This window comes from Methylosinus sp. DMC45 (assembly GCF_056313885.1).
Genome location: NZ_JBQUZK010000019.1, coordinates 307081 through 333301 on the forward strand (window position 1 = coordinate 307081; position 26221 = coordinate 333301).

Genomic DNA, 26221 nt, shown 5'->3' on the forward strand with positions numbered 1-26221 from the left:
CTTTTGCGCTCTAGAGGCGTATCCCCCGGCGCGAATTCCGATCGATCGAACGGCCGATCGCAAAACGCTTTAGCTCACGAGAGCGCGGCCGCACGATGGCGACGCTCTCGCGAGAGCCGAAATTGCCGATGCTGAAACCGGCCCCAGACTAGCTCTCGCCGGTTAGCGCCCGGTTGCCGAAGCATGGCCAATTTTCGTTCTCATATTGTTCTTGCGAGGGCGAAATCGCACGTCTACTATGGCGGCGGTTGCGTCAGAGCGATATCGGGGTCTCGGAGCTTTCGTCATGGTGGTCAGAGTCGCGACGGTCGCCTTCGAGGGCATCGAGGCCAAGCCCGTCGACGTCCAGGTGCAGATCGCCAGCGGCAATGTCGTTTTCACCCTGGTCGGCCTCGCCGACAAGGCGGTCGCCGAATCGCGGGAGCGGGTGCGGGCGGCGCTGGTCGCCTCCGGCCTCGCCCTGCCGGCCAAGCGCATCACCGTCAATCTCGCGCCGGCCGACATGCCCAAGGAGGGCAGCCATTATGATCTGCCGATCGCGCTCGGCGTGATGGCGGCGATCGGCGCCATTCCGTCGGATGCGCTGGACGGCTTCACCGTGCTCGGCGAATTGGGGCTCGATGGGGCGATCGCGCCGGTCGCCGGCGTGCTGCCCGCCGCGGTCGCCGCCAACATGCGCGGCCATGGGCTCATCTGCCCGCGCCAATGCGGGCCGGAGGCCGCCTGGGCGTCGAGCGACATGGAGGTGATCGCGCCGCGCTCGCTGATCCAGCTCGTCAATCATCTCAAAGGCGTGCAGGCGCTCTCGCGGCCGGAGCCGGCCGTGCGCGCGGCGGCCGCGGCGCTGCCGGATCTCTCCGACATAAAAGGCCAGGAGAGCGCCAAGCGAGCGCTGGAGATCGCGGCGGCCGGCGGCCATAATCTGCTGATGAACGGCCCGCCCGGCGCCGGCAAATCCATGCTGGCGGCGCGGCTTCCCTCCATTCTGCCGCCGCTGTCGCCGCGCGAGCTTCTGGAAGTCTCGATGATCCATTCCGTCGCGGGCGAGATCGCCGGCGGCGAGCTCACCGATCGGCGCCCGTTTCGCGCGCCGCATCATTCCGCCTCCATGCCGGCGCTCGTCGGCGGCGGCGCCCATGCGCGCCCGGGCGAGATCTCTCTCGCCCATAATGGCGTGCTGTTCCTCGACGAGCTGCCGGAGTTTCAGGCGCAGGCGCTCGACGGCCTACGCCAGCCGCTGGAAACGGGCGAGGTCGCCGTCTCCCGCGCCAATCACCGCGCCGTCTATCCGGCCCGCTTTCAGCTCGTCGCGGCGATGAACCCTTGCCGCTGCGGCCATGCGCTGGAGCCGGGCTTCGCCTGCCGGCGCCAGCCCAACGACCGTTGCATCGCCCAATATCAGGCGCGGCTCTCCGGCCCGCTGATCGACCGTTTCGACCTCAGAATCGAGGTTCCGGCGGTCTCGGCGGCCGATCTCGTGCTGCCGCCGCCGGCCGAAGGCTCGGCCGAGGTGGCGGCGCGCGTCGCCGCGGCGCGCGAGCGGCAAAGCCGACGCTATGCGGCGCTCGGCCTCGCCGGCTCCACCACAAACGCCAGCGCGCCGGCCAGCGCGATCGAGAAGGCCGCCGCGCTCGACGCCTCTGGAACGGCGCTGATTCGCGAGGCGGCCGAGCGCCTCGGCCTCTCGGCGCGGGGATTTCATCGCGCGCTGAAGCTCGCCCGCACCATCGCCGATCTCGACGGCTCGGACGCCATAGCGCGCCGCCATCTCGCCGAAGCGCTCGCCTATCGCGGCGGCGGCGCCGGGGCCCGCGTCGCCGCCTGAGCCCAATTCACACTTTTCTGTCGATTGCCGTGGAATAATTGCATCTTCGTCGAATGTCCTTGGACCGCCCGCATGCCTGCTGTTCCGCCTTGCGTTTTCGGCCTTCTCGCCTTTTTCGCCATTCTCGCTCCCGCCGTCTGGCTATGGCTCTCCCGCGCGCGGCGGGCGCGCCGGCGCCGGGCGGTCGAGACCGAGCTCGAGGGATTGCGCGACGAAATCTGGGAGCTGCGCGCCGCCGCCGCCGCGCGTGATCGCGCCGAGGCGGCGAGCCAAGCCAAATCACGCTTTCTCGCCACGGTGAGCCACGAGATCCGCACGCCGCTCAACGGCGTGCTCGGCCTCGCGCAATTGCTCGCGGCGACGCGCCTCGACGCCGAGCAGGCGAGCTATGTCGAGGCGATCGCCGCCTCCGGCCGCTCGCTCGCCCAGCTCATCGACGATATTCTGGATTTCTCCAAGATAGAGGCCGGCAAGATCGAGCTTTCGGTCGAGCCTTTCGCGCTGACGCCGCTCGTCGAGGGCGTCGTGGAGCTGCTGGCGCCGCGCGCCCAGGCCAAGCATCTCGAGATCGCGAGCTATATCGCGCCGGACGCGCCGGAGATCGTGGCCGGCGACGCCGCGCGCGTGCGCCAGGTGCTGGTCAATCTCGCCGGCAACGCCGTGAATTTCACTGCGAGCGGCGGCGTCGGCCTGCGCGTCGAGCGCGACGCCAAGGGCGCGCTAGCGTTTCGCGTCGCCGACACCGGGCCGGGCGTCGCGCCGGCGGCGCGCGAGATCATCTTCGAAGAGTTCGAGCAGGGCGACGGCTCGTCGACGCGGCGCCATGGCGGCACCGGCCTCGGCCTCGCCATCTCCCGCCATCTCGCCGCGCTGATGGGCGGTCGGCTGGAGATAGAGGAGCAGGCCGGCGCCGGCGCGGTCTTCGCCTTCACCCTGCCGCGTGGACCGCATGCGCTCTTCGACGACCGCACGCGCGAGCGCAAGCGGCCGCTCGCCGGCTCGCGCGTCCTCATCGTCTCGCCGACGATCTTCGAAGGCCCGTTCATGGCCGAGATTTTGCGCGCCGCCGGCGCGCAGACCGAGATCGCGCGGGAGGAGACGAGCGGCGCCGGCCGCCTCGGCGACGAGCCCGACGGAGGCTTCGACGCCGTCATCGTCGATTGCGCCTTCGGCGAGGCGGCGACCGAGCGTCTCGCCGACGCGGCGCGCCGCGCCGGCGCCGGCCGCGTGTTCCTGATGTTCTCGCCCATGGAGCGGCGCGCCTTCGGCGAGGCGGCGCTGCGCCATTTCGACGGCTGGCTGGTGAAGCCGGTGCGCGCCGCCTCGCTGGTCGAGCGCCTGTCCGCCGCCCCGCCGCCGTCCCGCAACGACGCGGATTATGTCGCGCCCGAGCGCACGCTCGCCGGCCGCCGCATGCTCGTCGCCGAGGACAATGACGTCAATGCGCTGATCGTCTGCCGCCATCTCGAGAAGCTCGGCGCGCTGGTCACGCGCGCGGAGGATGGCGCGCGCGCCGTCGAGCTGGCGCGCTCCTCCATCGGCGGACGGCTGCGGCCCTTCGACGCCATATTGATGGATGTTTTCATGCCCGAGCTCGACGGCCTCGAGGCGACGCGCCTCATTCGAGCGGAGGAGGCGCGCATGGGCGCACGGCGCCTGCCGATCATCGCGCTCACCGCCAGCGCGCTCGAGGAGGACGAGCGCGCCGCGCGCGGGGCGGGCGTCGATTTCCTGCTGACCAAGCCGGTCGAGTTCGACGCCCTGTCGAGGACCATCCTCGAGGCGATCGAAGCCTCCCGCCGCGCCGATGGCGCCCGCGAGGCGATCTGACCGCGCTCCGCCATAGCCACAAAAAAGAAAAAATTTCGCCCCGCGCGCGGGCCACAACGGCAGCGCGGGGATTGCGATAGCTCACGCCCTTGACGGGAGAACACGATGTCGAGACGAAAAAATTTGCTGCTCGCGGGGCTGATGACGCCGTCGCTGGCGCTCGGCCCGCAAGCCGGACTCGCGCCGGCGACGGCCGCCGAGACTCTGCAGCTGGCCCAGGCCGCGCCGCAGGGCTTCGACCCCAATCATGAAAAGCGCCCGCCGGCGCAGCGGCCCGCCCAGCCGGCGCCCGCGCCGCGCCCCGCCCCGGCGGCCCCGCCCGCTTTCCATCCGGCTCCTGCTCAGCATGCGCCCTCCGCGCCGCCGCCCGCTCCCTATCCAGGCGCCGGCGCCCCGCCGACGCCCCGCCCGCAGCTGCGCGCCGCGCCGCCGGCCCCGCCCGCCCCTGCCATAATCCATCCGCCTCAGCAAGCCGCGCCGATTCGGCAAGCGCCGCCGCCGCATCCCACGGCGGCGCCTGCGGCCATTCCCACTCCCCATCCGATCGCGCCCGCCAATCCGGCCGCCGCCCACAGCCCCTCGCCGGCCATCCCGCATGAGAGTGCCGCTCCCGCCGCCGGCCGGCCCCCTGCTCCCGCTCTGAGCGGCGACCATGGCGCTGGCGCAGGCGCAGGCGCGCCAGCCGCGCGCATCCCGCCGGCCGCTCCGATCGTCACGCCCGCCATCGGACAACAGCAGCCTACGCCCGCCGTCCCGGCTCCGCCGGCGCATTCCGCCGCCCCGCCGGTCGGAGGCGGCCAAGGCCTTCCGCCCAATGGCGCGAATGGAGCGCCCGTGCATCTCGGCGGGCCGCAATCCGCTCCCGCCGCCGGCGGCGCGCCCGAGACGCCGGCGCCGCATGGCCAGCCGCCGGCCGGAGCGCCGGCGCAGGGCGGAGGCTTCCTGCCGTCCACGGCCCAGCCCGGCGCCGCGCCGCGCCCCAATGGCCCGCCCCCCGGCGGCGTCCCGGCCGGAGACCACGCCGGCGCGCCGCCCGCAGGCGCCGGCGGACGCTTCCTGCCGCCGCCCGGACAGCAAGGCGCGGTCCCGCCCGGCGCGCCTCCCGGCGCCGGCGCCCCTCAGCATGTTCCGCCGCAGGCTGGAGGAGCCGCCTATGGAGTTCCGCCGGCGGGCGGCCCTCCCCCGTCTGGCGCCGCCTATGGCGCGCCGCCCGCCGCGCCTCATCCCGCCTCGACTCCCGGCGCTCCGCCGCCCTATGGCGCCCCGCCGGCCGGCGGCGGACCGCGCGTGTCGCCGGCCGCAGCGGCGGCGATCGGCGCGGCGGCCGGCCTCGTCGGCGGCTTCGTGCTGAGCCAGCCCGGCGCGCATCGGCTCGACGATGTGCACGCGCGTCGCCAGCAGTTCGAGCGCGACGGCGTGCTGGTCGTGCAGGAGCCAGGCCGCACCATCGTGCGCGAGGGCGGCGGCGCCTTCATCCGTCACGACGAGAACGAGCGTTTCCGCGACCTCGGCGGCAATCTGCGCAGCGAGCGTCACGGCGAGGAATATGTGAGCGTCTACGCCCGCCGCGACGGCGGCGAGGTGCTGACCTACACGGACGCCAATGGCGTGCTGCTGCGCCGCTTGCGCCGCTTCCCCGACGGCCGCGAGATCATCCTCATCGACAATGGCTTCCGCGGTCCGCCGCGCGGCTATGCGGAGGAGGTGGTCGTGCTGCCGCCGCCGCCGGTGGAGATCGCGCCGGACGCCTATGTCGTCGACTACGGCGCCGCCGACGAGCGTCTCGTCTATGAGACGCTGACGGCGCCGCCGCTCGCTCCCATGCCGCGCCGCTACACGCTCGACGAGATTCGCTACAGCCCGTCCGTGCGCGCCTACACGCGCAGCGTCGATATCGACACGATCAATTTCGACACGGGCTCCTGGGCGATCACGCCGGATCAGGCGCAACGCCTCGTAACGGTCGCAGAGGCGCTCAACGAGGCGATCAAGCGCAATCCCGCCGAGGTCTTTCTGATCGAAGGCCACACGGATGCAGTGGGCTCGGACGTCGACAATCTGTCGCTCTCCGATCGCCGCGCGCAGGCGGTCGCGACGATATTGTCGCGCGACTTCGGCGTGCCGCCGGAGAATCTGACGACGCAAGGCTATGGCGAGCAATATCTCAAAGTGCAGACGCAAGGCCCCTCGCGCGAGAATCGTCGCGTGACCGTGCGTCGAATAACGCCGCTGCTGGGCGGACCGCAGGCCGAGACGCATCGGCGCTGAGGAAAGACGAACGAGACGGCGCGCATCGTCGCGCGCCGTCTCCCGAGAGCTGTTTGCGCACGATGCGAGCCTTAAGGCTCGCGATCCGAACGGCGCGCGTCGTCACAAAAGCTTCGCCCCCTCGTGATCTAAGGCGTCGATCGCAAGCGCTCGAAAAGCGCGAGCGCGACACGAGCGGAGACGATACGCGACATGTGGGCGATCCACGCCGACGCCGGCCGCAAGATCATCGCAGGCGCCTTTCCCCTGCTGAAGCCGCAAAATCTGCTGAAGCCGAAAAAGAAGAAGCATGGCGGGCTCGAAGGCCCGCTCGCGCTGCTCGGCTCGCTCGAGGTGCGGCTCGCCTGCAGCAAGAAGGAAATCCGCAAGGCGCAAAGGCTGCGCTTCAAGGTTTTCTTCCGCAAGGGCGGCGCAATTCCCGACGCCAAGGCCGCGATCACGCGGCGAGACGCCGATCGCTTCGACAAATTCTGCGATCATCTCATCGTCATCGATCATGCGGCGCGCAACCGTTTCGGCAAGATCAAGCCCAAGGTCGTCGGCGCCTATCGCCTGCTGCGCGGCGATGTCGCGGAGAAGAAGGGCGGATTCTACTCGGCCGGCGAATATGACGTCGCGCCGCTGCTCGTCCGTCACGGCGGAGCGCGCTTTCTCGAGCTCGGCCGCTCCTGCGTGCTGGAGCAATATCGCGGCAAGCGCACGATCGAGCTCTTGTGGCGCGGCATACTCGCTTATGTGCGGCATCATCGCATCGATGCGATGATCGGCTGCGCGAGCCTCGAGGGCGCCAATCCGCTCGCCCATGCGGCGGCGCTGAGCTTTCTCGCGCATCATGCGCGCGCCGACGAAGATTGGCGCGTGAGCGCGCGGCGCGAATTGCATGTGCCGATGGAGATGCTGGCGAAAGAGGCCGTCGATCCACGCAAGGCGATGAGCGCACTGCCGCCGCTGATAAAGGGCTATCTGCGCTGCGGCGCCAAATTCGGCGACGGCGCCGTGGTCGATCGCAAGTTCAACACGACAGATGTGTTCGTCATCATGCGCGTCGCCGAGATCGACGCGCGCTATCTCGATCATTTCGGGCCGGCGGAAGCGCGCGACGCCGCGTGAACGACGGAGCCTCTCTGGTCACTCCCGACGCGCGCATTGCGCGCGATCGGGAGTCGGTCCACGCGCTCAGCCGAAGGCGAAGCCGGAGATCGCCTTGCCCACGGCCGCATCGTGAAAGACGCGGCGTCCCACATCCGCTCCAGCCGCGCCGGCGACCACCATCAACGGCAGAAGATGCTCCTCGCGCGGATGGCACGCGCGCGCGAACGGCGCCTCGCTCCACTGCGCGAGCCGCGCATTGCGTTCCTCGGGCTTCGGCTTCGTCGCGGCCTCTGTCAGCCAGGCGTCGAAACCGGCGGCGGCCTTCGCCTCGCCATTGAAGAATGTGCGCAGATTGTGGAAGCTGTTGCCACTGCCGAGGATGAGAACGCCCTCATCGCGCAGAGGCGCGAGCGCCGCGCCGACGCCTATGTGAAAGGCGGGATCGAGATCGTCACGCAAAGACAGAGTGAGAATCGGAATCGTCGCGCCGGGCTCGACGATCAGCATGGGCACGAAGACGCCGTGATCAAAGCCGCGCGCGGCGTCCAGCGCCGTCTCGACGCCGCCCGCGGCCAGCAGACCACGCGCCTTCTCGGCCAGCTCCGGCGCGCCGGGCGCAGGATAGCTCAGGCGATAAGTGTGCTCGGGGAAGCCGTAATAATCGAAGATCATGCCGGGCGCTTGCGCCGCGCCGAGAGTGATCCGCTTCTCCTCCCAATGCGCCGACACGATGAGAATAGCGCGCGGACGCTCCGGCAGAGAGGCGAGCAGGCCGCCGAGATAGGCCTTCAACCCATCGAAGGCGCGGGCCATGGGTCCGTCCACCCAAAAGCAAGGGCCGCCGCCGTGAGAGATGAAAATCGCCGGCTGCCGCATCGAAGCCTCCGCTACATGTGACCTGCAGATAGGCCGAGCGACGCCGGGCCGCAATCCGGCGCGCCCTTTTCCCCGCCGCCCGCGCTTTTATATGACCCCTCCGAGGATTTCTGGAGGACGAAGCGATGCACTCACAGATCACCGGATTGAAAGTGGCGGCGGTCATTTTCGGCCTGATGGCGCTCGGACAGGCGGGGCGGCTGGCGACGCAGCCGGATATTCAGGTCAGCGGAACGGCCATGCCGCTGTGGCCGAGCGCGATCGCGCTCATCGTGCTGCTCGGCTTGTGCCTGTGGCTGTGGCGGCTGGCGAAGGCGCCGTGAGCGCGCGCATGCGGCGGGCGGTCGCGATACGCCGTCAGCGCCCGGCGGCGACCTGGTCCACCCACGCCTTGGTGGCGGGACACGCCTCCATCGCCCGCGCATAGGCGTCGCGCCGGGTGACGCGGGCGACATAGGCCCGCTCGACCTCGCCGAGAACGAAGCACCCGGTTCGCTCGGCGAACTCCAGGGCGTAGGTCACGGAAATATCCGCCGCGGTGAAGCCCTCGCCGGCGAGATAGGACGCGCTCGCGAGCCGACGCCTGACCAGCTGCAGCCGGCTCTCGAAAATTTCCAGCGCCTTGCGGGCGCCCCAGTTCCGCCGTTCCGCCTCCGGCGCGAGATTGCGGCTCACGACGGCCAGATACATCGGCATTGCGAGGCCGGCCTCGCCGAGGTGAAGGAACTGCTGATAGGCGGGGAAGGCGGGATCGCACGAGCCCGGCGCGAGCGGCGTCGGCCCGTAGCGCGCAATCAGATATTCCATGATCGCGATCGATTCCACCATGACGGCGTCGCCATCCTGGATCGCGGGGATGAAGCCGGCCGGATTAATGGCGAGAAACTCCGCGTCTCGATCGACGCCGGCGAGCAAATCCACCGGCCGCAGACGATAGGGGAGCCCCATCTCCTCCAGCAGCCAGACGACCCGGAACCCTCTCCCTTCGCCGAAGACGGTGATCATCTCCCGCGCTCCTTCCTCGGCCCGGCCGCTCGATCGTCACAGGCGCGCTGCCGTTACGGCGATGGTCGTCCTCGCCGTTACGAATGCGGGACGGCGCGCCCGCGGCTCTATCCATTCCCCGAAGGCCGGAACAGCATCGCAAACCTGCTTTCCGGCCGCAATAGCGGCGTTGGCGCATGCTCTGGCGGCGCGAGCGGCGGCGTTGCGTAGGCCAGAACGAGGTGCTATCTGAAACTGCAGCGCCGCCACGAATCGCCATTCGAGAACGCTGCTTTTCGGGGCTGTGCAGGGCGCTCGCATGGAAAGCCGCAGAATTCTCGTTACGGGTGGCGCGGGCTTTCTCGGCTCTCATCTTTGCGAGCGGCTGCTGGCGGCGGGACACGAAGTCCTCTGCGTCGACAATTTCTTCACCGGCCAGCGCAGAAACGTCCATCATCTGCTCGATCACAATAATTTCGAGCTGCTGCGCCACGACATCACCTTTCCGCTCTTCGTCGAGGTCGACGAGATTTATAATCTCGCCTGCCCTGCGTCGCCGATCCATTATCAGTTCGATCCGGTGCAGACGACCAAGACCAGCGTGATCGGCGCGATCAACATGCTCGGCCTCGCCAAACGGCTGAAGGTCAAGGTGTTTCAGGCCTCCACATCGGAGGTCTACGGCGACCCATCCGTGCATCCGCAGCCGGAATCCTATTGGGGCAACGTCAATCCGCTGGGGCCGCGCGCCTGCTATGACGAAGGAAAGCGCTGCGCCGAGACCTTGTTCTTCGACTATCATCGGCAGCATAGGCTGAAGATCAAGGTCGTGCGCATCTTCAATACTTACGGGCCGCGCATGCACGCCCGCGACGGGCGCGTCGTCTCCAATTTCATCGTGCAGGCGCTCAAGGGTGAGCCGATCACCATCTATGGCGAAGGCCAGCAGACGCGCTCCTTCTGCTATGTCGACGATCTCATCAGCGGCTTCACCGCGCTCATGAATTCGCCCGACGACATCGTCGGGCCCATCAACATCGGCAATCCGAACGAGTTCACCATTCGGCAGCTGGCCGAGCAGGTGATCGACCTCACCGGCTCCTCCTCCAAGCTCGTTTTCGAGCCGCTGCCGGCGGACGATCCCAAGCAGCGCCGGCCGGATATTTCCGCGGCGGAGCGCCTGCTCGGCTGGGGACCGACCATTCAATTGCGCGAGGGGCTGCTGCGCACCATCGCTTATTTCGACGAGCTGCTGCGCGAGGCCTGAGCCGCATTCTGACGGCGAGGCCGGGCGCGGAGCGACGATTATTCGGCGCGCGCGCCGGCGTCATGAAAATGCGCGCCAGACCGTCTCATATTCGAAGCTGCGTGGCGGATATATTGCATCCATCGCTTGTTCCCGTCACGGATTTCACCCATGCACAGTTCAGCGCCGCCGCAATTCGAACGCTTGGCCGATCGCATCTACGAGGCCGCAGTCGTTCCAGAGCTGTGGCCGGAGGTGCTGGACGCCATCTCGACGCGCAGCGGCTCTTTCGGCGGCATTCTCTTCGCGGCCAATTCGCAATTTTCCGGCTGGACCGCATCGCCGCGCATCGCGCCAATGTTCGCGGATTTCGTCGCGCAGGGATGGGCGGCGCGCAATCCGCGGCCGGCGCGCGGGCTCGCCTTCGGCGCCGCGGGCTTCGTCAGCGACCATGAGCTGTTCTCGCCCGAGGAAATGGACGCCGATCCGACCTACGCCTATCTGCGCGGCGTCGGACTCGGCTGGTGCGCCGGCCGCATCGCCGTCCCGCCCTCGGGCGACATGCTGATCTTCAGCTGGGAGAGGCGCTTCGTCGACGGCCCTTTCGATCGCGCCATGCTCGACGCTCTGGATGCGATCGGCGGCCATCTCGCCCGCGCGGCGCTGATCGCGGCCCGGCTCGGCCTCGAGCGGGCGCGCGCGGCCGCGGAGACCATGCGCGCGCTCGGGCTGCCGGCGGCCGTGCTGTCGCGCGCGCATCGGCTGCTGCTGGCCAATGATCTCTTCGCGCGCTTCGTGCCGTCGCTGGTGCAGGATCGACGCGAGCGCGCCGTCATCGCCGATCCGCGCGCCGATGCGCTGTTCGCGCAGGCGCTCGCCCGGCTGCGCATCGTCGGCGCGCCGGCCGGCGTGCAATCGCTGCCCGTGCCCGCGCGCGAGGGCGGAGCGCCGCTGGTCCTGCATCTCGCGCCGATCCGCGGCGCCGCCCAGGATGTGTTCGCGGCCGGCGAGCTGCTGCTGATCGTCACCGAGCTCGCCGTCGGCGCCGCGCCCAGCGCCAGCCTGCTGCAAGGGCTGTTCGACCTCACCCCCGCGGAGGCGCGCGTCGCCCGCGCCATCGCCGCGGGCCGCGCCGCCTCCGAGATCGCGCGCGAGCATGGCGTCTCGGGCGAGACGATTCGCTCGCAGCTGCGCGCCATATTCGCCAAGACCGGCGTGTCGCGTCAGGTGGAGCTGGTGCGCCTGCTGTCCGGCGCGACGCTGCCCTGATCGCATCTCCTCCATTCGGGGGATACGCCGAAAGCGCAGCCGCTATAGGAGGGAACGCAGCCCTCTCGCCGAAAGCGCCAGCGACGCGCTTTCGCGCCGCAGACGGCGCGCGGAGACCTTTGTGATCGATGGACGGCTGGACGATGACGAATGGGCGCTCTGCGCGGGCTTCGTCATCGAGACGGGAGCCAAGCGCGGGCGGCCGCCGCGCGACCACCGCCGCGTCGTGGACGGCGTGCTGTGGATCGCGCGGACGGGGGCGGCCTGGCGGGCGCTGCCGCCGCGCTATGGCAATTGGAGCTCGGTCTATCGGCAGTTTCTGCGCTGGTCCGACGCTGGCCAATGGCGGCTGCTGCGCGAGGCCGCGCAAGCCGCCGGCAGCGGGGAGCTGGAGACCGCGCTCGCCGCCGTTTGCGCCCTGCCCGGCCGCCGCAAGGCGCGCTGATCAGAAGCTCGGGTCTATGCCGCCCGTCGCCAGAAAATGCTCGAGCCAGTGGATGTCATAGACGCCGTTCTGCACATCGGCGTTGCGCACCAGCGTGCGGAACAGCGGCAGCGTCGTGTCCACGCCATCGATGATGAACTCGTCCAGCGAGCGCCGCAGCCGCATAAGCGCCTCGGTGCGGTTGCGGCCGTGGACGATGAGCTTGCCGATCAGCGAATCGTAATTGGGCGGGATCGTGTAGCCCTGATAGGCGGAGGAATCGACGCGCACGCCGACGCCGCCCGGCGGATGGTAATAGGCGATGCGCCCGGGCGAGGGCCGAAAGCTCGACGGATGCTCGGCGTTCACGCGGCATTCGATCGCATGGCCCCAGAACCAGATGTCCTCCTGCCGTAGCGACAGAGGCGAGCCGGCGGCGACTCTGATCTGCTCGCTGACGAGATCGACGCCGGTCACCGCCTCCGTCACCGGATGCTCGACCTGGATGCGCGTGTTCATCTCGATGAAATAGAAGGAGCCGTTCTCGTAGAGGAACTCGATCGTCCCGGCGCCGGCATAATGCATTTCGCGCATCGCCTTGGCGCAGATCTCGCCGATCTCGGCGCGCTGCTCGTCATTGAGCGCGGGCGACGGGCTCTCCTCCCACACTTTTTGGTGACGGCGCTGCAGCGAGCAATCGCGCTCGCCGAGATGGATCGCCTGACCCTTGCCGTCGCCGAAAATCTGAATCTCGATATGGCGCGGCTTGTCGAGATATTTCTCGAGATAGACGGTGTCGTCGCCGAAGGCGGCCTTGGCCTCGGCGCGCGCGGTGGCGATGGCGGAATGCAGCTCCGCCTCGCTGCGGGCGACCTTCATGCCGCGGCCGCCGCCGCCGGAGGCCGCTTTCACCAGCACCGGATAGCCGATCTTCGCGGCGACCTTCGCGCCTTCCTTGCCGTCGGCGATGGGGCCGTCGGAGCCGGGCACGCAGGGAATGCCGAGGCGCTTCGCCGTCGCCTTGGCCTCGATCTTGTCGCCCATCAGGCGAATATGCTCGGCCTTGGGGCCGATGAAGGTGAGGCCGTGCTCGGAGACGATCTCGGCGAAACGGGCGTTCTCCGAGAGAAAGCCATAGCCCGGATGCACGGCGTCGGCGCCGGTGATCTCGCAGGCCGAGAGCAGCGCCGGAATGTTGAGATAGGATTCGCGCGCCGCCGGCGGGCCGATGCAGACCGATTCGTCCGCGAGCTTCACATGCATGGCGTCGGCGTCGGCCGTCGAATGCACGGCCACTGTGGCGATGCCGAGCTCCTTGGCGGCGCGCAGAATGCGAAGCGCGATCTCGCCGCGATTGGCGATGAGGATTTTGTCGAACATGGGCGCCCTACTCGATCACGAGGAGCGGTTCGCCATATTCGACCGGCTGTCCGTCTTCGACCAAAATGGCCGTCACCACGCCGCCCTTGGGCGCGACAATGTCGTTGAAGGTCTTCATCGCCTCGATCAGCAGCAGCTTGTCGCCGGCGGTGACGCGGGCGCCGACCTCGACGAAAGGCTTGGCGTCCGGGCTCGGGCGTAGATAGGCGGTGCCGACCATGGGCGATTTCAGCGCGTCCGCATGCTCGGCCGGCGCGGCGGCGGGGGCCGCGGCCGGACGCGCGGCGGGCGCCGGGGCGGCGACGGGCGCGGGCGCATAGGCGGCGGCCGGCAGAGCGATGGTCGCATGGGCGGGCGCGGCCGGCGTGCGCGCGGCGCGAATGCGCAGATCGCCCTTCTCGACCTCGATCTCGGTCAGATCGCTCTCGCCGAGCAGGCGCGCGATCTCACGCAGCAGCTCGGTGTCGACGCCGGCGGCTCCGGCGGCGGCGGCTTTCGGTTTTGCGGCGGGGGTAGTGGTGCGACGAGTCTGGACTTTGCGCGCCATGATTGCTCAGGTCTTTCTTTCTTCTCGATCGAACAATGCGTTCAGCGCCAGCACATAGGAATCGGCTCCGAAACCGGCGATGACGCCGCGAGCCACAGGCGCGATGAAGGAGTGACGTCGAAAGCTCTCCCGTGCGTGCACATTGGAGAGATGCACCTCGACGACCGTCGCTCCCGAGCCCTTTATGGCGTCATGGAGGGCGATCGACGTGTGGGTGAAGGCTCCGGCGTTGAGAATGACCGGCGCGCCGGCCTTGCCCGCCTCCTGTATCCAATCCACGAGGTCGCCCTCATGATTGGACTGCCGGAACAAGAGCTCGATCCCGCGGGCGGCGCAAATCTCGGCCAGCCGCGTTTTTATGTCGTCGAGCGTCGCGCGGCCGTAGACGTCGGGCTCGCGCGTCCCCAGCAGATTGAGATTTGGACCGTTTAGAACATGGACGGCGGGCATAAAGGGTCCTGACGAAGGGCGCGCGCCGCGCCGGCGCGCCCCTTCTAGCCTCATTGCCGCCGCGAAGGAAGCCCCGCCTCCGTCAGCAGACGGTCTTGCCGCATTTGCGGGTATTCTCGATCTTGGTTTTGAGCGGCTGGAAGCCGACCGCGCCGACGATCACCTCCTTGCCCAGCACCCAGGACGGCGTGCCGGTCAGATTGAGGCTGTCGGCCAGCTCCATGACCTCCTTGATCGCGGCCTTGACCTCGGGGCTCTTGGAATCTTTCTCGAGCTTCGCGGTGTCGACGCCCAGCTCCTTGGCGACGGCGATGGCCTGCGCCTTGCCGACGGCGCCGCGCGTGTTCAGCAGCTTGCGGTGGAATTCATAGAATTTCTCGGGCTTGAGCTGCAGCCGCGCGGCGGTCGCGATCTCGGCCGCCTCGACCGAGCCGGCGCCGAGAACCGGGAAATCCTTCAGCACGACGCGCAGCTTGGGGTCGCCCTCGATCAGCTTGGAGACATCGTCCAGCGCGCGCTTGCAGTAGCCGCAATTGTAATCGAAGAACTCGACCAGAGTGACGTCGCCGGACGGATTGCCGATCACCGCCTGGCTGGCGGAGTTGAACAATTTGTCCGCGCCCTGGGTCACGGCCTTTTGCCGCGAATCGGCCTCGGCGACCTTCTGGCGGCGGTCGAGCTCGTCTATGGCGTCGCGAATCACCTCGGGATTGGCCATCAGATAATCGTGGACGATCTTCTCGATCTCGGCCTTTTGCGGAACGGCCGTCTCGGCGCGCAGCGGGGCGGCGACGGCGACGAGGCCGATGACCATGGCGGCCGCGGCGCGGGCCAGAGCGCTCTGGTCGAAGATTTGGGCGAGCCGCATCGGCATGGGAAACTCCTCGAAGGGTTCGGCAACGTCGTCACGACGTTCGCTCGTCAGGGCTGAGTGCGCACGCCGTCGTTGAGCTGGAGCGAGCCGAGCCCATAGTTGAACTTGGCGTCGCCCAGCGTGCGCAATTGCAACGACACCATGATCGTCTGGTTCCGCGAGAGACCGGTGGAGGTGTTCCCTTGGAAGACCGACGAATAATTGATGGAGAAGGTGGTGCACTCGTCCTTGTAGCCGCCCCCCAGGCCCAGCGCGGCGACCGAGAACAGCGGAGCCGATCCCGTGATGGTGCTGCCCGTCAGCGTGATATTCGTCGCCGGCGAGACGGTCAAGGAATTGTAGAGATAGCGGCTCATGTCGAAAGTGGCGGAGCCGGTGAGAAAATAATTCTTGGTGATGTCGTAGCGGCCGTTCACCGACAAGCCTTGCCGGCGCTGGTCGAAGCCGATGACGGGCTGCGAGGCGTAATTGGCGTATTGCAGGTTGACGGTGAGCGGATCGAGCTTGAACGAGGCGACGACGTCTATGCGCCGGCCGCGCAATCCGTCTGGATCGAAGCGCCCCTTGCCGACGATGCTGAAGAATGAGGAGGGCGCGATGGCGAGGCGGCCGACCCAGTCCGAGGTGCGCGTGTCGAGGCCGGAGGAGAGGCCCACATTGGCCGCATCCGCGGTCGAATAGCCGTTCTTGCCGGCGAGCTGCCGCGACTGGCCGGCGAGCGCGTTGATGAAGCCGCCATTGGCGAAGGTCATGGTCGCCTGGCCGCCGTAATTGACGCGCGTGCCGGTCTCGAAACGGTCGTAGCCGGAATATTTGCTCCATTCGAACAGGTTGGAATCGTCGAAGACCAGGCTCTGCGCGTCCATGTTGACGAGCGAGGGAATCGACGTCTGGTTCGGCCGCGCCACCAGCTGGGCGATCGGCTCGACGACGAGGTCGCCGAGATTGCTGCGCGCCAGAATGGGATAGCGCCATTCGACGCCGCCGCCCGGCGTCGCCTGACCGCGAAACACGCTGTCCGAGCCGTTGACGAACAGCGATTGCGCCGAATTGGGAATCGGCTGCCAATAGCTGTTGTAGGCGGCGTAGGAATTATTGGTGTCGTAGTTGAGATAAGAGCCCGTCACGCGGGTGAAGGCGAAAGGCGCCCAGACGCCGCCGAGCGGATCGATGATCCGGCGCTGCCAGGAGGCCATCGCCGTCGCATGCTCGTAATTGCCGCCGACGCCGCGCAGCAGGCAGCCGCTCTTATAAGGGTCCGCCGAGGGCGAGTAGAGCTGGCAGACATTGTAGAGGCCGTAGACCGAATCGAGCGTGCGCGGCTGAATCGACTCGTAATTGGCGATGCTGGCCGAGGTGCTGGTGAAATTGGCGTCCAGCGTGATCTGGCCGCCTATGCCGAAGGTCTTGGCCGGATCGACGTCGAATGCGCGATTATAGTCGAGCAGCGGATGCACGATCGGCTGCTGCGCCTGCACGTCGGTCGCCGACAGGCCCTGGAAGTAATAGCCGCGCAGATCGAAATAGCTGCGCGGCCCCTGCCCCGTCAGATAGACGGTGGAGGACGCCTCGCGGAAGAAGTAGTTCTGCAGGAAGCTGTTGTACTGCTTGTAGTCCTGCAGGAAATAGCGATCGCTGAGCGCGGTGACGTCCCAGCCGAAGCGCCAATTGTCGTTGAGCGCGAATTCGCCATTCGAATAGACCGAGCCGCGCCAACGCTCGTTGCGCGCGCCATAGGGCGCGATGGTGAAGGCGCTGGGGTCGCTGACATGCGTGCCCTCGGCGCGGATGATGTAAGAGCCGTTCTCCATCCGCTGGCGGAACTCGGCCGAGAGGAACGGCCCCTGCCGAGTGAAGCCCGTCGGCGTGATGGTGAGATCGTAATCCGGCGCGATCGCCCAATAATAGGGCACGCCGACGCCGAAGCCGAGCTGCTGGCGATAGGTCAGCTGCGGATTGAGGAAGCCGGACTTGCGCTTGACCGAGGGATCGGCCGACCAGAAATAGGGGAGATAGGCGATCGGCGTCCCGAACAGCTCGAGCGAGGCGTCCTCGTAATAGATCACCTTCTCGTCATTGTCGTGAATGATGCGCTTGGCGTGCACCGTCCACAGCCGCGGCTTGGTCGGATCGTCCTGGCAGGCGTCGCAGGCCGTGTAGGCGCCCTGGTCGAAGGTCATGACCTCGCCCGTGCGCTCGGCGTGGGGCGCGGTGAAATGCGTGCTTTCGGCGCTCTCGACCTGCAGGCTCTCGATGAAGCCGTTCTTGAAGTCGTCGGTGAAGTCGAAGCGCTCGGCATAGGCGACCGTTCCGTCCTTCTCCGTCAGCTTGGCGTGGCCCTCGGCGAAGACGCGCTGCGTGTTGCGGTCATAGACGACGCGATCCGCCTCCAGCACACGGCCCTTGTAATAGATCTGCACGGAGCCGCGCGCGGTGACGACATTGCGGCGCTCGTCATAGGCGAGCTCCTTGGCCTCCACAACCATGCGCTGTGCGCTCTCCGCCGGCGGCGCGGCCACAGGCTGCGCGCGCGCCGTTATGGGCGCGAGGGCGAGCAAGGCCGCGAGAGCCGGGAAAAGGACAGGCAGGACCTTGGAGACGCGACGCGACACAGCCGGCGCGGAGCGGAGGCGCTCCACGCTTGGCCTATGTTCGCGAGTGCGGCGACGACGGCGAAGGCCCATCAGCCGTCCTCCGAATGCAAGAGAGCGAGCGCACCCAACATGCTTCCGACGAGAGCAGGCGACCAAGCAGCGACGAGCGGGCTGATGACGCCTGCGCCACCCAGATCGGAAAAGATTTTCGTGCCGATATAAAGCACGAAGCCCGACGCGACGCCACCCGAAATGGTCCGCGCGATTCCGCCAAATCGAAAGAATCTTAATGAAAAGGAAGCGGCCACGAGAACCATGGCGACGAGCAGCAGCGGACGCGCCAGAAGCGTCTGGAATTGCAGCGCATAGCCGGTCGGGTCGAGGCCCGCGTCGCGGCTGCTGTCGCCGAGCCGCGGCAGATCCCAGAAGGGCGCCCCCTGCGGCGGCGTGGCGGCGGAGGCGAGCTGCTCGGGCGTCAGATCGGTGGCCAGGAGATAAGAGCCGACGGCGCGCGATTCCTCGCCCGGCGCGCTGACGCGGGCGTCCTCGAGCACGAAGACGCCGGCTTGCAGCCGCGCCCGCTGCGCCTCGACGCGCTCGAGGAAGACCCCGTCCTTCTGATAGACATTGACGCTGACGCCGTCGAGCGCGAGCCCCCCCGCCCGCACGTCGACGGCGTGCATGATCGCCTGGCCGTCGACGCCATTGAGGCGGAACCATTTGCCGTGATCGATGCGCACGCTGCCCTCGACGCCGAAAAGATCGAGCTCCATCTGGTCGGAGCGCATCTTCATCATGGCGGAGACAGGATTGTAGAGCGTGACCGAGACGACCCCGATCGCCGCCGCCACCAGGGCCGGCGGCAGCAGGAACTGCCAGACCGACATGCCGGCGGCGCGGGCCACCACCAGCTCGAGCTTGCGGGTGAGATCGACGAAGGTCGCCATGGAGCCGAACAGCACGGCGAAGGGGAGAATCATCTCCGCCGTGGCGGGAACGCGCAGCAGCGTCATCAGCGCCACCGTGCCGGCGCCCGCCTGCGGCACGTCGCCGGCGCGGCGCAGCAGCTCCACGAAATAGACGACGAACATGAGACAGAACATGGTAACGAAGATCGCCATGATCGTCCGGGTGAAGCGCGCGGCGAGATAGCGCGTGATGGTGACGCCGATCATGCCGCCCTCGCGCGGCGCGACGACGCCGGCACATGTCGCGCAGAACCAATCGCCATCGCCCGTCGTCGCCCTTCCCCCCGATGCGCCCCGCCCGGGCGCGGCTGATCCGAGCCGCTTGGCTAGACGCTCCGCCGCCGCGGCGCAAGCCGAGGCCGGCGCCAGGGTCGATCGGCGGCAAGAGCAAGCTGCCCTCGGCTCGAGGCTTTTCCTGGGCGAAGCGCCCGCCCGCCAACGCTTCCTTCACAGGAATTCGAGGAGTCCGCCTCGCCATCGCTCCGCCGGGAGGCGATCGGCCTTACGGCCCATCCGAATGCGCCGAGGACTGGCCGACGCTTATCCGGCGCGCCGCCCAATTAGGGCGCGGCTTTGCTCTATTAGAGTTTGATTTTTCTGGCGCGCCGGCCAGGATAAAACTTTGAACACATATATAATTGAATTCACGTTGTAATCTTTTCGCCTTAAAGCGCCAAAGCTCGTCAACCGATCCCTCATGTCATAGGCGATCGGCCGTGAAGCCGCCGGCGGCTTCCGCCCCGCTCTTCGTCTTCTCCCAAATTTTCGGGTCGCGGACGGAATCCAAGAAGTCGTGCCCTGCCCATGTAATGGCTTTTATGAGGTATGACCAGGCGCCGAGACGCGCCTCGATTTCGACGAACCCTCCTTGCTCGAGCAAGGCGAGGCGCCCTGCGAACTGGTCGGCCTCCTCTCGGCTCATCGGATTTTCGACTTCGATTCCGAGGCAATTGGCGACATCGCTGGAAATCGGCTCGAACATGTTTTGCCCCGCCTCGATCTTCGAGAGAAGCTCTCGAATGAGGCCCATGTCGCGCTTCAAATCAGCCTCCTAAAATATGTGATAAAGGATTATCATATATAATCTCAAGCTGAGGCCGAACGCAGCGGCACGCCAGAGGCGTCTTGCACAGCCTTCAAGCTCAAGAAATGACTCGATTGTCTCGCCCGCCGGCTCTCAAAGATCATCGATCTCTTCGACGAGGCGTGAATGTCCTCGCGCAGGTGCAATAAAGTCCAGATCAGCTACTGTCGCGCAGAGTAAGTATCCCCCGGCATAGCCGGGGGCTTTAGGAAGTGAGCCGCTCAAAGCGGCTGGGAAGGCCGCTGTCGCGGCCTACACTTTGTTCGATCTGCATCATTTGGGAAGAGCGGCGAATTCCTACAGCTTCACGCTGTTGCGCTCCCCTTTCGGCTTCCTTTTCGGATCGCGAGACACGAGAAAAGCAGCGAATTCGACGCTGTTCCCTTCAATGGTCGCATCTGCGGCGAGATACTGCGGGAAATGTCAAACTCCTACTGGCACCCCGGCAGAGCCGGGGGAACTCTCATTTCGTTTAGATAAATTTCTTCTTCTCCTGTACGTGTCATGTTCGATCCGCTGAATTTATCTCTACTCCTGGCCTTCATATCTTCGAAATCTGTGCCGGTCAGCGCCATTGCTTCCACGTGAATCTTTCACGCTGAGGCTACTCTTTTTCCTGACGGGTCGCCCAGTCGGGAAAAGCTACCCATGCTTCCTTTTGTAAAAAGTCAACATACACAAAGTCTATCTTGGCAAAAAGGTAAAATTCATCTTCAACATTCAAACGAACAATATCACTCCTCTTTAAATCCAATTTATCCACTTCATCTTCGAGTGGCTTTCCATCGTGATATAGCAACCAAACCAATCCATCACTCGATGATTGGATATCTGCGTACAGCTCTAGCATTTGTTTGCTTCTTTCCATTTCCAGCTCCAAGTTTAATCGGCTCGGAAATAAGGGTTAGAAACTCTCTCAAAAGCAGCGCTCACCGCATCAAATATGCCAGGAGGCGGGGGATTGGGAATAATCACAGTCCCATGATATGCTCCCTCCCCCGGCGTAGGAAAAATGACTTTGACGCCCGGAATTGCCTGCAGGCGCAGAACTGTTGACACACTGTATTGTCGATAAAGTTCAATACGAAATGCTTGGCTAGCTAAAGCATTGTGACTAAGTCCTGGCGCCGTTTGAACAGAAAATCCAAACCCATTTTTCCCTCCCGTGCCTTTTGCAAGCGAATTCGGCTGAGATATACCGGCTCTTACGACGTATTGCACCTCATCATGTGTCCGATCTGCGGTCGGAGACACCGATGCGGCAAGAATTCCTGCCGCCAAAACGGACGGCAGCGCTGCTGCCGCCGCTCCGCCTCTTACCGCACTGGAAACAATCAAGCTTTCAACTTCTATTGCTGGCAATGCAACCACGGATGCAGAATTAGCGCTTGCCTTCTTGTCATCTTTGTTCAAACCGAAAAGATCGACGTTATTGATCGGATCATTCCCGACATAGGCGTAAGTGTTGATTCCTCCTGCGAGCCCAATGGGGTCGCTTTCGACATAGCGCCCCGCCGCCGGAAGATAATCCCGGGCCCCGTTGTTATACAGCCCCGTCTCGACGTCGAAGACCTGTCCCGGAAAGCGCAGATCATGCGCAAAGCCCGCGGCCGACCAGGGCGCGCCCTGGCCGAAGGGATCGTGATCCCAGAACCAGACTTGGCCGTTCCCCGAATTCACGATCTCATGCGGCGCGCTGAGATGGTCCGGCGCGATATAGAACGTCGAACCGTTCTGCCTCGTCACGATCGGCAGATCGCCGAGCCAGACGATCTCCTCTCGAACCGCACCGCTCTGCCCATAGATCCCGATCACCCGCCCCGAAAGGTCATAGGCGTATTCGACCGGCCCGCTCGACGGCCCGTTTTTCGACACGCGCTGGCCGAGCCCGTTGACGCCGTAGCTCGTCACCAGGGCGCCGACATTCGTCTGAACGAGGCGGTTGCGCGCATCATAGGCGAGGGAATAGAGCCCGGCGTTGCTCGTCATCCCTCCTGCGGCGTCATAGGAGAACCCGCCCCCGCCCGCCACGCCGATCAGGCGATTGCTGCCAGGATCGATCGTGTAGGAGAAGGAGCTGTCCGAAATCCGATTGCCCGAGGCGTCATAAGCGTAGAGGATCGAGGTTCCGCCATAGCCATAGCCCGTCAGCCGATCCCTGGTGTCATAGGCGAAGGACTTGGTCGCGCGACCGCTCTCGTCGATCGAGACGATCCGGCCAGCGGGATCATAAGCGAAGGAAAGCGTGTTTCCGGTCGAGGAAACGATGACGGAGATGCGTCCATCCTGGTCGAAGTTGCGGACATAGAAGCCGCCGAAGGCGGAGTTTCTCCAGGAGGCGACGGGTCCGAAAGGGCTGTAGGCGATCTGGTCGACGAGCGTCGCCGGCCCCTGTCCCGGAGGCTGCAAGCCGATCGCGCTCACTCGCGCGTTTGCGTCATAGGCATAGAGGACCACGGAGCCAGACGGATAGGTCACGCTCACGAGCCGGCCGCTCCCGGCATCATAGCTCCATTGCGTGACGAGCGTCACATAGCCGGTCGTCTGCGTCTTCTGCACGACATGGCCGAGGGCATCGTAGGCGTAGCTTGTCGTTCCGCTCGGATCGCTCATCGAGGTGAGACGCCCGACGCCATAAGCTCCCTGGTCATAGCCATAGGCGATGATGGAGCCGTCCGCATGCGTGACCCTCACGAGCCGGTTCAGCCCGTCATAGAGATAGCTCGTCGTCTGCCCGCGCGCGTCGGTCGAGGTCGCGACATTGCCGACCGCGTCGAACGTCTTGGTGGTGGCCCCGGTGTCCGGGCTGGAGATCGTCGCACGCTGGTCGAACGCGTTATAAGTGTAGCTCGTCACGAGCCCACGTGGGTCCATCACGCTGGCGAGGCGGCCATTGGCGTCGAAGGTGTAGCGGGTGAAGACCATGACGTTCGGATCAGGACTATGGATATTGACGCTCTCCGCCTTGACATAGGCCCGGTTGAGCGCGTCATAGGCGAAAGTGGTGCCATTGCCGTTCGGATCCTCGACGCCGACGACGTTATCGTTGGAATCGTAATAGACCGTCGACGTCTGACCCGATGCGCCGAATTCCTGGTTGAGGCGGTTGAGGCCATCATAGGAGCGGCTGTGCGTGCGTACGAGCGCGCCGCTCGGATCGAACGCCTCTTCCTTGGTCCGATTCCCGGCTCCGTCGAGCGTGTAGGCGAGGCGATTGCCGAGCGCGTCGCTGGTGCCAATGAGGCGATGCGCCCCGTCATAGCTGAAATACTGGACGGCCCCGGACGGCGATTGCAGCTGCGTGAGCTGGCCCACCGCGTCATAGGTGTACGTGGTCGTCTGTCCCTGGGTGACGCTCGATGTGACTTGGCCACGGAAGTTGTAGCTCAGAGTCGTGACAACGCCATTTGCATCCTGGATCGTCAGAGGCCGGCCATTGGCGTCGTAGCTCGTGTAGGCCACGGTCTGTCCGAGCGCATTGGTCACGCTCGTGAGATTGCCCGCGCCGTCATAGGCGTATGTCGTCACATGGCCGAGCGGATCCGTCGACGTCAGCACTTGGCCAGCCCAGTTGTAAGTGTATGTGATCGTGCTCGTCGACGTGGGAGAGGAAACCGTGGAGGTCAGTAAATTGCCCTTGACGTCATAGGTGAAGGCGAAACTACGCTCGCCGTCGCCGATGGCGGTCGGCAGGCGGAAATCGGGATGCCAGCCCGTGGTGATCGTGCGGGCGATCGGCGATCCGGACGCCAAAGTCTGCGACGTCGGTAGATTGCGCGCCGTGTCGTAGGCGACAACGGTCTGATTGCCGTTGAAGTCGGAATAGCTCGTCAGATTGCCCTGGCCATCGTATGCGCTCCACTCACTCTGGCCCCATATGCTATTGGGATTGCAGAAGAAGCAGCTGGTCCATTTATTGGTCTGCTTTGCTATGCCGTTGATGGCGGTAAGCGTATATCTTTCCGTGCCGCCGACGGGCGTCGACACCTGGACTGTGCCGCCGCCAATGGAGTCATAATCGATCGAATAGTGTTCGGCTCCTCCGGCTCGCTGTGTCGAGGTGGCGCGGCCGTACCAATCGTAGCCATAGGATGTGAAGAGAGAGCCGTTTTCGTCGTAGACGGCCGTCACGGCGTTCGGGTAATTGAAGTCGTCGTAATGATATTGGCGCTGCGTGCCATTGGGGTAGGTGACAGACGCCAAGCGATTGGACCCATCATATCCATATGTGTAGACGGTTCCGTCGGGAGCCTGCGCCTGCGAAATCAGCGAACCATTGTAGGAGAAAGTCAGAGTCCGGCCATAGGCGTCTGTGACCGTCGATAGACGGCTCTGCCCATCATAGGCGGCGCTTATCGTGAGCCCTGCCCGATTTGCGTAGGAGAGAAGCTTCCCCGCGGAGCTGTATGTTTCCGTCTCGTCCTGATCCGTTATCAGCGTGAACCCACCGCCGTTCTGCGACAAGCGATAATTCGAGCCGACTGGCGGCGACCATGCGCCATTCGATTGAGTGAATTTCAGTTCCTGCCCATCGTCGCGCGTTACCGTGGCGGTTTGCCCGTCGCCGGAAATCGAAATCGATCGGCTATAGGCGACGCGCCAATTGTTTCCGAATTCGTGCTGTCCATTCGGATCATCGCTGTTGTAATGACGCTCGAGCGCGAGCGGGAAGCTTCCTGCCGTCGTGTAGTCAGTTTCGTTCTGGTAGGCGTTGCCTGTGGCGTAATTGATCGGATCAGCTACGTACGTAGTCCCCGAGCCGCCACGGTTCTTCGATCGGTTCGATTGGCTGGTCGTAGCCGCAGCAGGATTAAAGGCGGATACACTGAAGCCTCCGGATCCATAAGAAGGATAGGACGCATTGCCTCCATACCACGATGCGTAACTGTAATTGTCCAACCCCTGCCACCCGCGGTTCGCTGCTATGTCGATATACGGCAGCGATTCTTGCGCGTGCGCGGATCTCAGGATTCCTAGTCCGGAGATCAGAGGAACGACGAAAACTGCGAGGAATCGAATGAGCGCGACGAACTTTCGCATATGCTGCTCCAGCGCAAGCGGCGTAGAAAATCGATGCTGTGAAATCCACGACTGCGCCGCGCCAGGCCGCATATTTTCTGGTTTCGGCACAGTCTGGTTTACGGTAATAGCGATCCAACGAATACTTGTCCAGAGCGCTACCCCAAAGAAGAACTGTTCAAATATTTGACACTACGCCGACCGCGCGCGAACGGCATGTCGCTGCCGCTTCCACCGGTGTCGAACCAGCCGATAAAAGTCTCGATCAGACGTGCGCATTGAAGCGTTTCATAGGGAGCGATCCCGTTCGGAGCAATGATGGCTTCTGGCAATAAGCTTCGCTGGCTCACCGCGCTTGTCGCCTCCACGCGGATCTCGCCTCTCATGATGACGATCCTGCTTTGTGAGGCGGCCATGGTCGTTGCGGCGATGGCTTTTGCAGTATCTGCCTTTTTCACCGCGGTGCCGGCGCCGACGGGCCCGAGTTTCGAATGGAAGGCTCCGACATCGACTCACGCCGCTCCGAAAGGCGCGCGTAGCAATAAAGTCGATTTGCATACTCTGTCTCGACCGATCTTTTCCAAAACCAGACGCCCTTCGAGCGCGGCGAGCGCTGGTCCTCGGACTCCCGAACCTGCTGCTCTGCCGCCGCCGCCCGGCGTCTCGTTGAAGGGGATCGTGAGCTACAAGTCTATGGTGCGGGCTTTTCTGACGTCGGCGAATAGCCCTCAGGGCGAGTGGAAAACAATCGGCGACAAGCTCGGATCGTGGACTGTCGATCGGATCGAACGAGATCATCTGGCGTTGAAAAATGGAACGCGGTCGCTCAAATACAGCCTCTATCCGGAACTCGATCCGGATGCGGTACGATGATCTGGCCGACATTTGGACCAGATCGCCAAGAGCGCCTTCTCGTTCGGCGCCAACGAGTGCGAATACAGCTGCATACGCTGCTCATCCAGTTCGTCCGCCGCGACGAGCTCTGCCGCCGCTTCATGACGATTCCGGGCGTCGGCCCGGTGACGGCGCTGTCGTTCAAAGCGGCGGTCGACGATCCGACCCGCTTCGCCAAATCCAAGACAGTCGGCGCGCATTTCGGACTGACGTCGCGCCGCATTCAGAGCGGCGATACGATCGCTATCGACGGCCACATCTCCAAATGCGGCGACGGCGAAGTGCGCGCGGCGCTCTACGAAGCGGCCAGCGCCATGCTCGTGCGCTCGAAGAAATGGTGCGCCGTGAAGGCGTGGGGCGTCAAGATCGCGGCGAAGCGCGGCCACAAGCGCGCAGTCGTGGCGGTCGCGTGCAAGCTCGCGGTGATCTGCATCGGATGTGGATCGACGCAGCGCGTTCCGCTTCTCGGCGCAGGAAGAGTCCTCGGGCTCGCCGAAAAGCGGAGCGAAGTGGACGCTGACGATCGCATCGTGAGCGCGCCGCCGTAGTTGATCGAAGCGCGCAGGAACGACGACATGACGACGAATTGACGGCGCA

At 65.4% G+C, this 26221-nt stretch carries 21 protein-coding genes and 1 pseudogene; 10 read left to right on the top strand and 12 right to left on the bottom strand.

Annotated elements, in window-relative coordinates; translation table 11 throughout:
• Positions 1-286 precede the first annotated feature (286 nt).
• The 4 genes from ACT53T_RS06025 to olsB all read left to right on the top strand — a co-directional run bounded on the left by ACT53T_RS06025 (position 287) and on the right by olsB (position 7033).
• Positions 287-1825 (top strand): YifB family Mg chelatase-like AAA ATPase, encoded by a 1539-nt coding sequence (locus ACT53T_RS06025; protein WP_476160516.1) that lies wholly within the window; start codon positions 287-289, stop codon positions 1823-1825.
• 72 nt (positions 1826-1897) lie between these two features.
• Positions 1898-3655, top strand: a complete 1758-nt coding sequence (locus ACT53T_RS06030) for an ATP-binding protein (RefSeq protein ID WP_476160517.1) — start codon at positions 1898-1900, stop codon at positions 3653-3655.
• Between the two features lie 105 nt (positions 3656-3760).
• Positions 3761-5923 (top strand): OmpA family protein, encoded by a 2163-nt coding sequence (locus ACT53T_RS06035; protein WP_476160518.1) that lies wholly within the window; start codon positions 3761-3763, stop codon positions 5921-5923.
• Positions 5924-6115: 192 nt separating this feature from the next.
• Complete coding sequence (olsB, locus tag ACT53T_RS06040; RefSeq protein WP_400769301.1) at positions 6116-7033, top strand: l-ornithine N(alpha)-acyltransferase; 918 nt, start codon at positions 6116-6118, stop codon at positions 7031-7033.
• Positions 7034-7099: 66 nt separating this feature from the next.
• On the opposite strand, the gene ACT53T_RS06045 is transcribed toward olsB, so the two are convergent.
• Positions 7100-7891, bottom strand: coding sequence for a DODA-type extradiol aromatic ring-opening family dioxygenase (locus tag ACT53T_RS06045; protein WP_476160519.1), 792 nt, complete (start codon positions 7889-7891; stop codon positions 7100-7102).
• 125 nt (positions 7892-8016) lie between these two features.
• Here ACT53T_RS06045 and ACT53T_RS06050 point away from each other — a divergent pair, with 125 nt between their 5' ends.
• Positions 8017-8214, top strand: a complete 198-nt coding sequence (locus tag ACT53T_RS06050) for a hypothetical protein (protein WP_476160520.1) — start codon at positions 8017-8019, stop codon at positions 8212-8214.
• Positions 8215-8248: 34 nt separating this feature from the next.
• Here the strand turns inward: ACT53T_RS06050 and ACT53T_RS06055 are convergent, their stop codons facing one another.
• Positions 8249-8896, bottom strand: a complete 648-nt coding sequence (locus ACT53T_RS06055; RefSeq protein WP_476160521.1) for a glutathione S-transferase family protein — start codon at positions 8894-8896, stop codon at positions 8249-8251.
• Positions 8897-9194: 298 nt separating this feature from the next.
• Between ACT53T_RS06055 and ACT53T_RS06060 the strand changes: the two genes are divergently transcribed.
• From ACT53T_RS06060 to ACT53T_RS06070, 3 genes are all read left to right on the top strand, one after another.
• The gene (locus tag ACT53T_RS06060) at positions 9195-10142 is read left to right on the top strand and encodes a UDP-glucuronic acid decarboxylase family protein (protein ID WP_018266341.1); all 948 of its coding nucleotides are present in this window, start codon (positions 9195-9197) and stop codon (positions 10140-10142) included.
• Between the two features lie 150 nt (positions 10143-10292).
• Positions 10293-11390: a helix-turn-helix transcriptional regulator gene (locus tag ACT53T_RS06065; RefSeq protein WP_476160522.1), complete on the top strand. Its 1098-nt coding sequence runs from the start codon at positions 10293-10295 to the stop codon at positions 11388-11390.
• A 121-nt stretch (positions 11391-11511) separates the two neighbouring features.
• Positions 11512-11835, top strand: a complete 324-nt coding sequence (locus ACT53T_RS06070) for a transposase (protein WP_476160523.1) — start codon at positions 11512-11514, stop codon at positions 11833-11835.
• Here ACT53T_RS06070 and accC read toward each other — a convergent pair whose 3' ends face one another.
• The 10 genes from accC to ACT53T_RS06120 all read right to left on the bottom strand — a co-directional run bounded on the left by accC (position 11836) and on the right by ACT53T_RS06120 (position 25116).
• Positions 11836-13194 carry an acetyl-CoA carboxylase biotin carboxylase subunit gene (gene accC / locus ACT53T_RS06075; RefSeq protein ID WP_400769312.1) on the bottom strand — a complete coding sequence of 453 codons (1359 nt, stop codon included), beginning with the start codon at positions 13192-13194 and terminating at the stop codon, positions 11836-11838. It lies immediately after the preceding gene.
• A 7-nt stretch (positions 13195-13201) separates the two neighbouring features.
• Positions 13202-13741, bottom strand: a complete 540-nt coding sequence (gene accB / locus ACT53T_RS06080; RefSeq protein WP_476160524.1) for an acetyl-CoA carboxylase biotin carboxyl carrier protein — start codon at positions 13739-13741, stop codon at positions 13202-13204.
• Positions 13742-13747: 6 nt separating this feature from the next.
• The gene (aroQ, locus tag ACT53T_RS06085) at positions 13748-14191 is read right to left on the bottom strand and encodes a type II 3-dehydroquinate dehydratase (RefSeq protein ID WP_400769315.1); all 444 of its coding nucleotides are present in this window, start codon (positions 14189-14191) and stop codon (positions 13748-13750) included.
• 82 nt (positions 14192-14273) lie between these two features.
• Positions 14274-15065, bottom strand: coding sequence for a DsbA family protein (locus ACT53T_RS06090; protein ID WP_476160525.1), 792 nt, complete (start codon positions 15063-15065; stop codon positions 14274-14276).
• A 47-nt stretch (positions 15066-15112) separates the two neighbouring features.
• Positions 15113-17677: an LPS-assembly protein LptD gene (locus ACT53T_RS06095; RefSeq protein WP_476160526.1), complete on the bottom strand. Its 2565-nt coding sequence runs from the start codon at positions 17675-17677 to the stop codon at positions 15113-15115.
• 71 nt (positions 17678-17748) lie between these two features.
• Positions 17749-18834 (bottom strand): LPS export ABC transporter permease LptG, encoded by a 1086-nt coding sequence (gene lptG / locus ACT53T_RS06100; RefSeq protein ID WP_018266349.1) that lies wholly within the window; start codon positions 18832-18834, stop codon positions 17749-17751.
• A 493-nt stretch (positions 18835-19327) separates the two neighbouring features.
• The gene (locus tag ACT53T_RS06105) at positions 19328-19669 is read right to left on the bottom strand and encodes a DUF2513 domain-containing protein (protein ID WP_476160527.1); all 342 of its coding nucleotides are present in this window, start codon (positions 19667-19669) and stop codon (positions 19328-19330) included.
• 646 nt (positions 19670-20315) lie between these two features.
• A complete protein-coding gene (locus tag ACT53T_RS06110) occupies positions 20316-20579 on the bottom strand; it encodes a hypothetical protein (RefSeq protein WP_476160528.1) in 264 nt (87 codons plus the stop codon).
• A gap of 14 nt (positions 20580-20593) precedes the next feature.
• Entirely contained in the window at positions 20594-24823 is a 4230-nt protein-coding gene (locus tag ACT53T_RS06115; protein ID WP_476160529.1) for an RHS repeat-associated core domain-containing protein, read from the bottom strand.
• A 65-nt stretch (positions 24824-24888) separates the two neighbouring features.
• Complete coding sequence (locus tag ACT53T_RS06120) at positions 24889-25116, bottom strand: hypothetical protein (RefSeq protein WP_476160530.1); 228 nt, start codon at positions 25114-25116, stop codon at positions 24889-24891.
• Between ACT53T_RS06120 and ACT53T_RS06125 the strand changes: the two genes are divergently transcribed.
• Positions 25115-25603 carry a hypothetical protein gene (locus tag ACT53T_RS06125; RefSeq protein WP_476160531.1) on the top strand — a complete coding sequence of 163 codons (489 nt, stop codon included), beginning with the start codon at positions 25115-25117 and terminating at the stop codon, positions 25601-25603. The genes ACT53T_RS06120 and ACT53T_RS06125 overlap by 2 nt on opposite strands.
• Before the next feature lie 101 nt (positions 25604-25704).
• A pseudogene (locus ACT53T_RS06130) lies at positions 25705-26144 on the top strand (transposase); the annotation flags it as partial.
• Positions 26145-26221 lie beyond the last annotated feature (77 nt).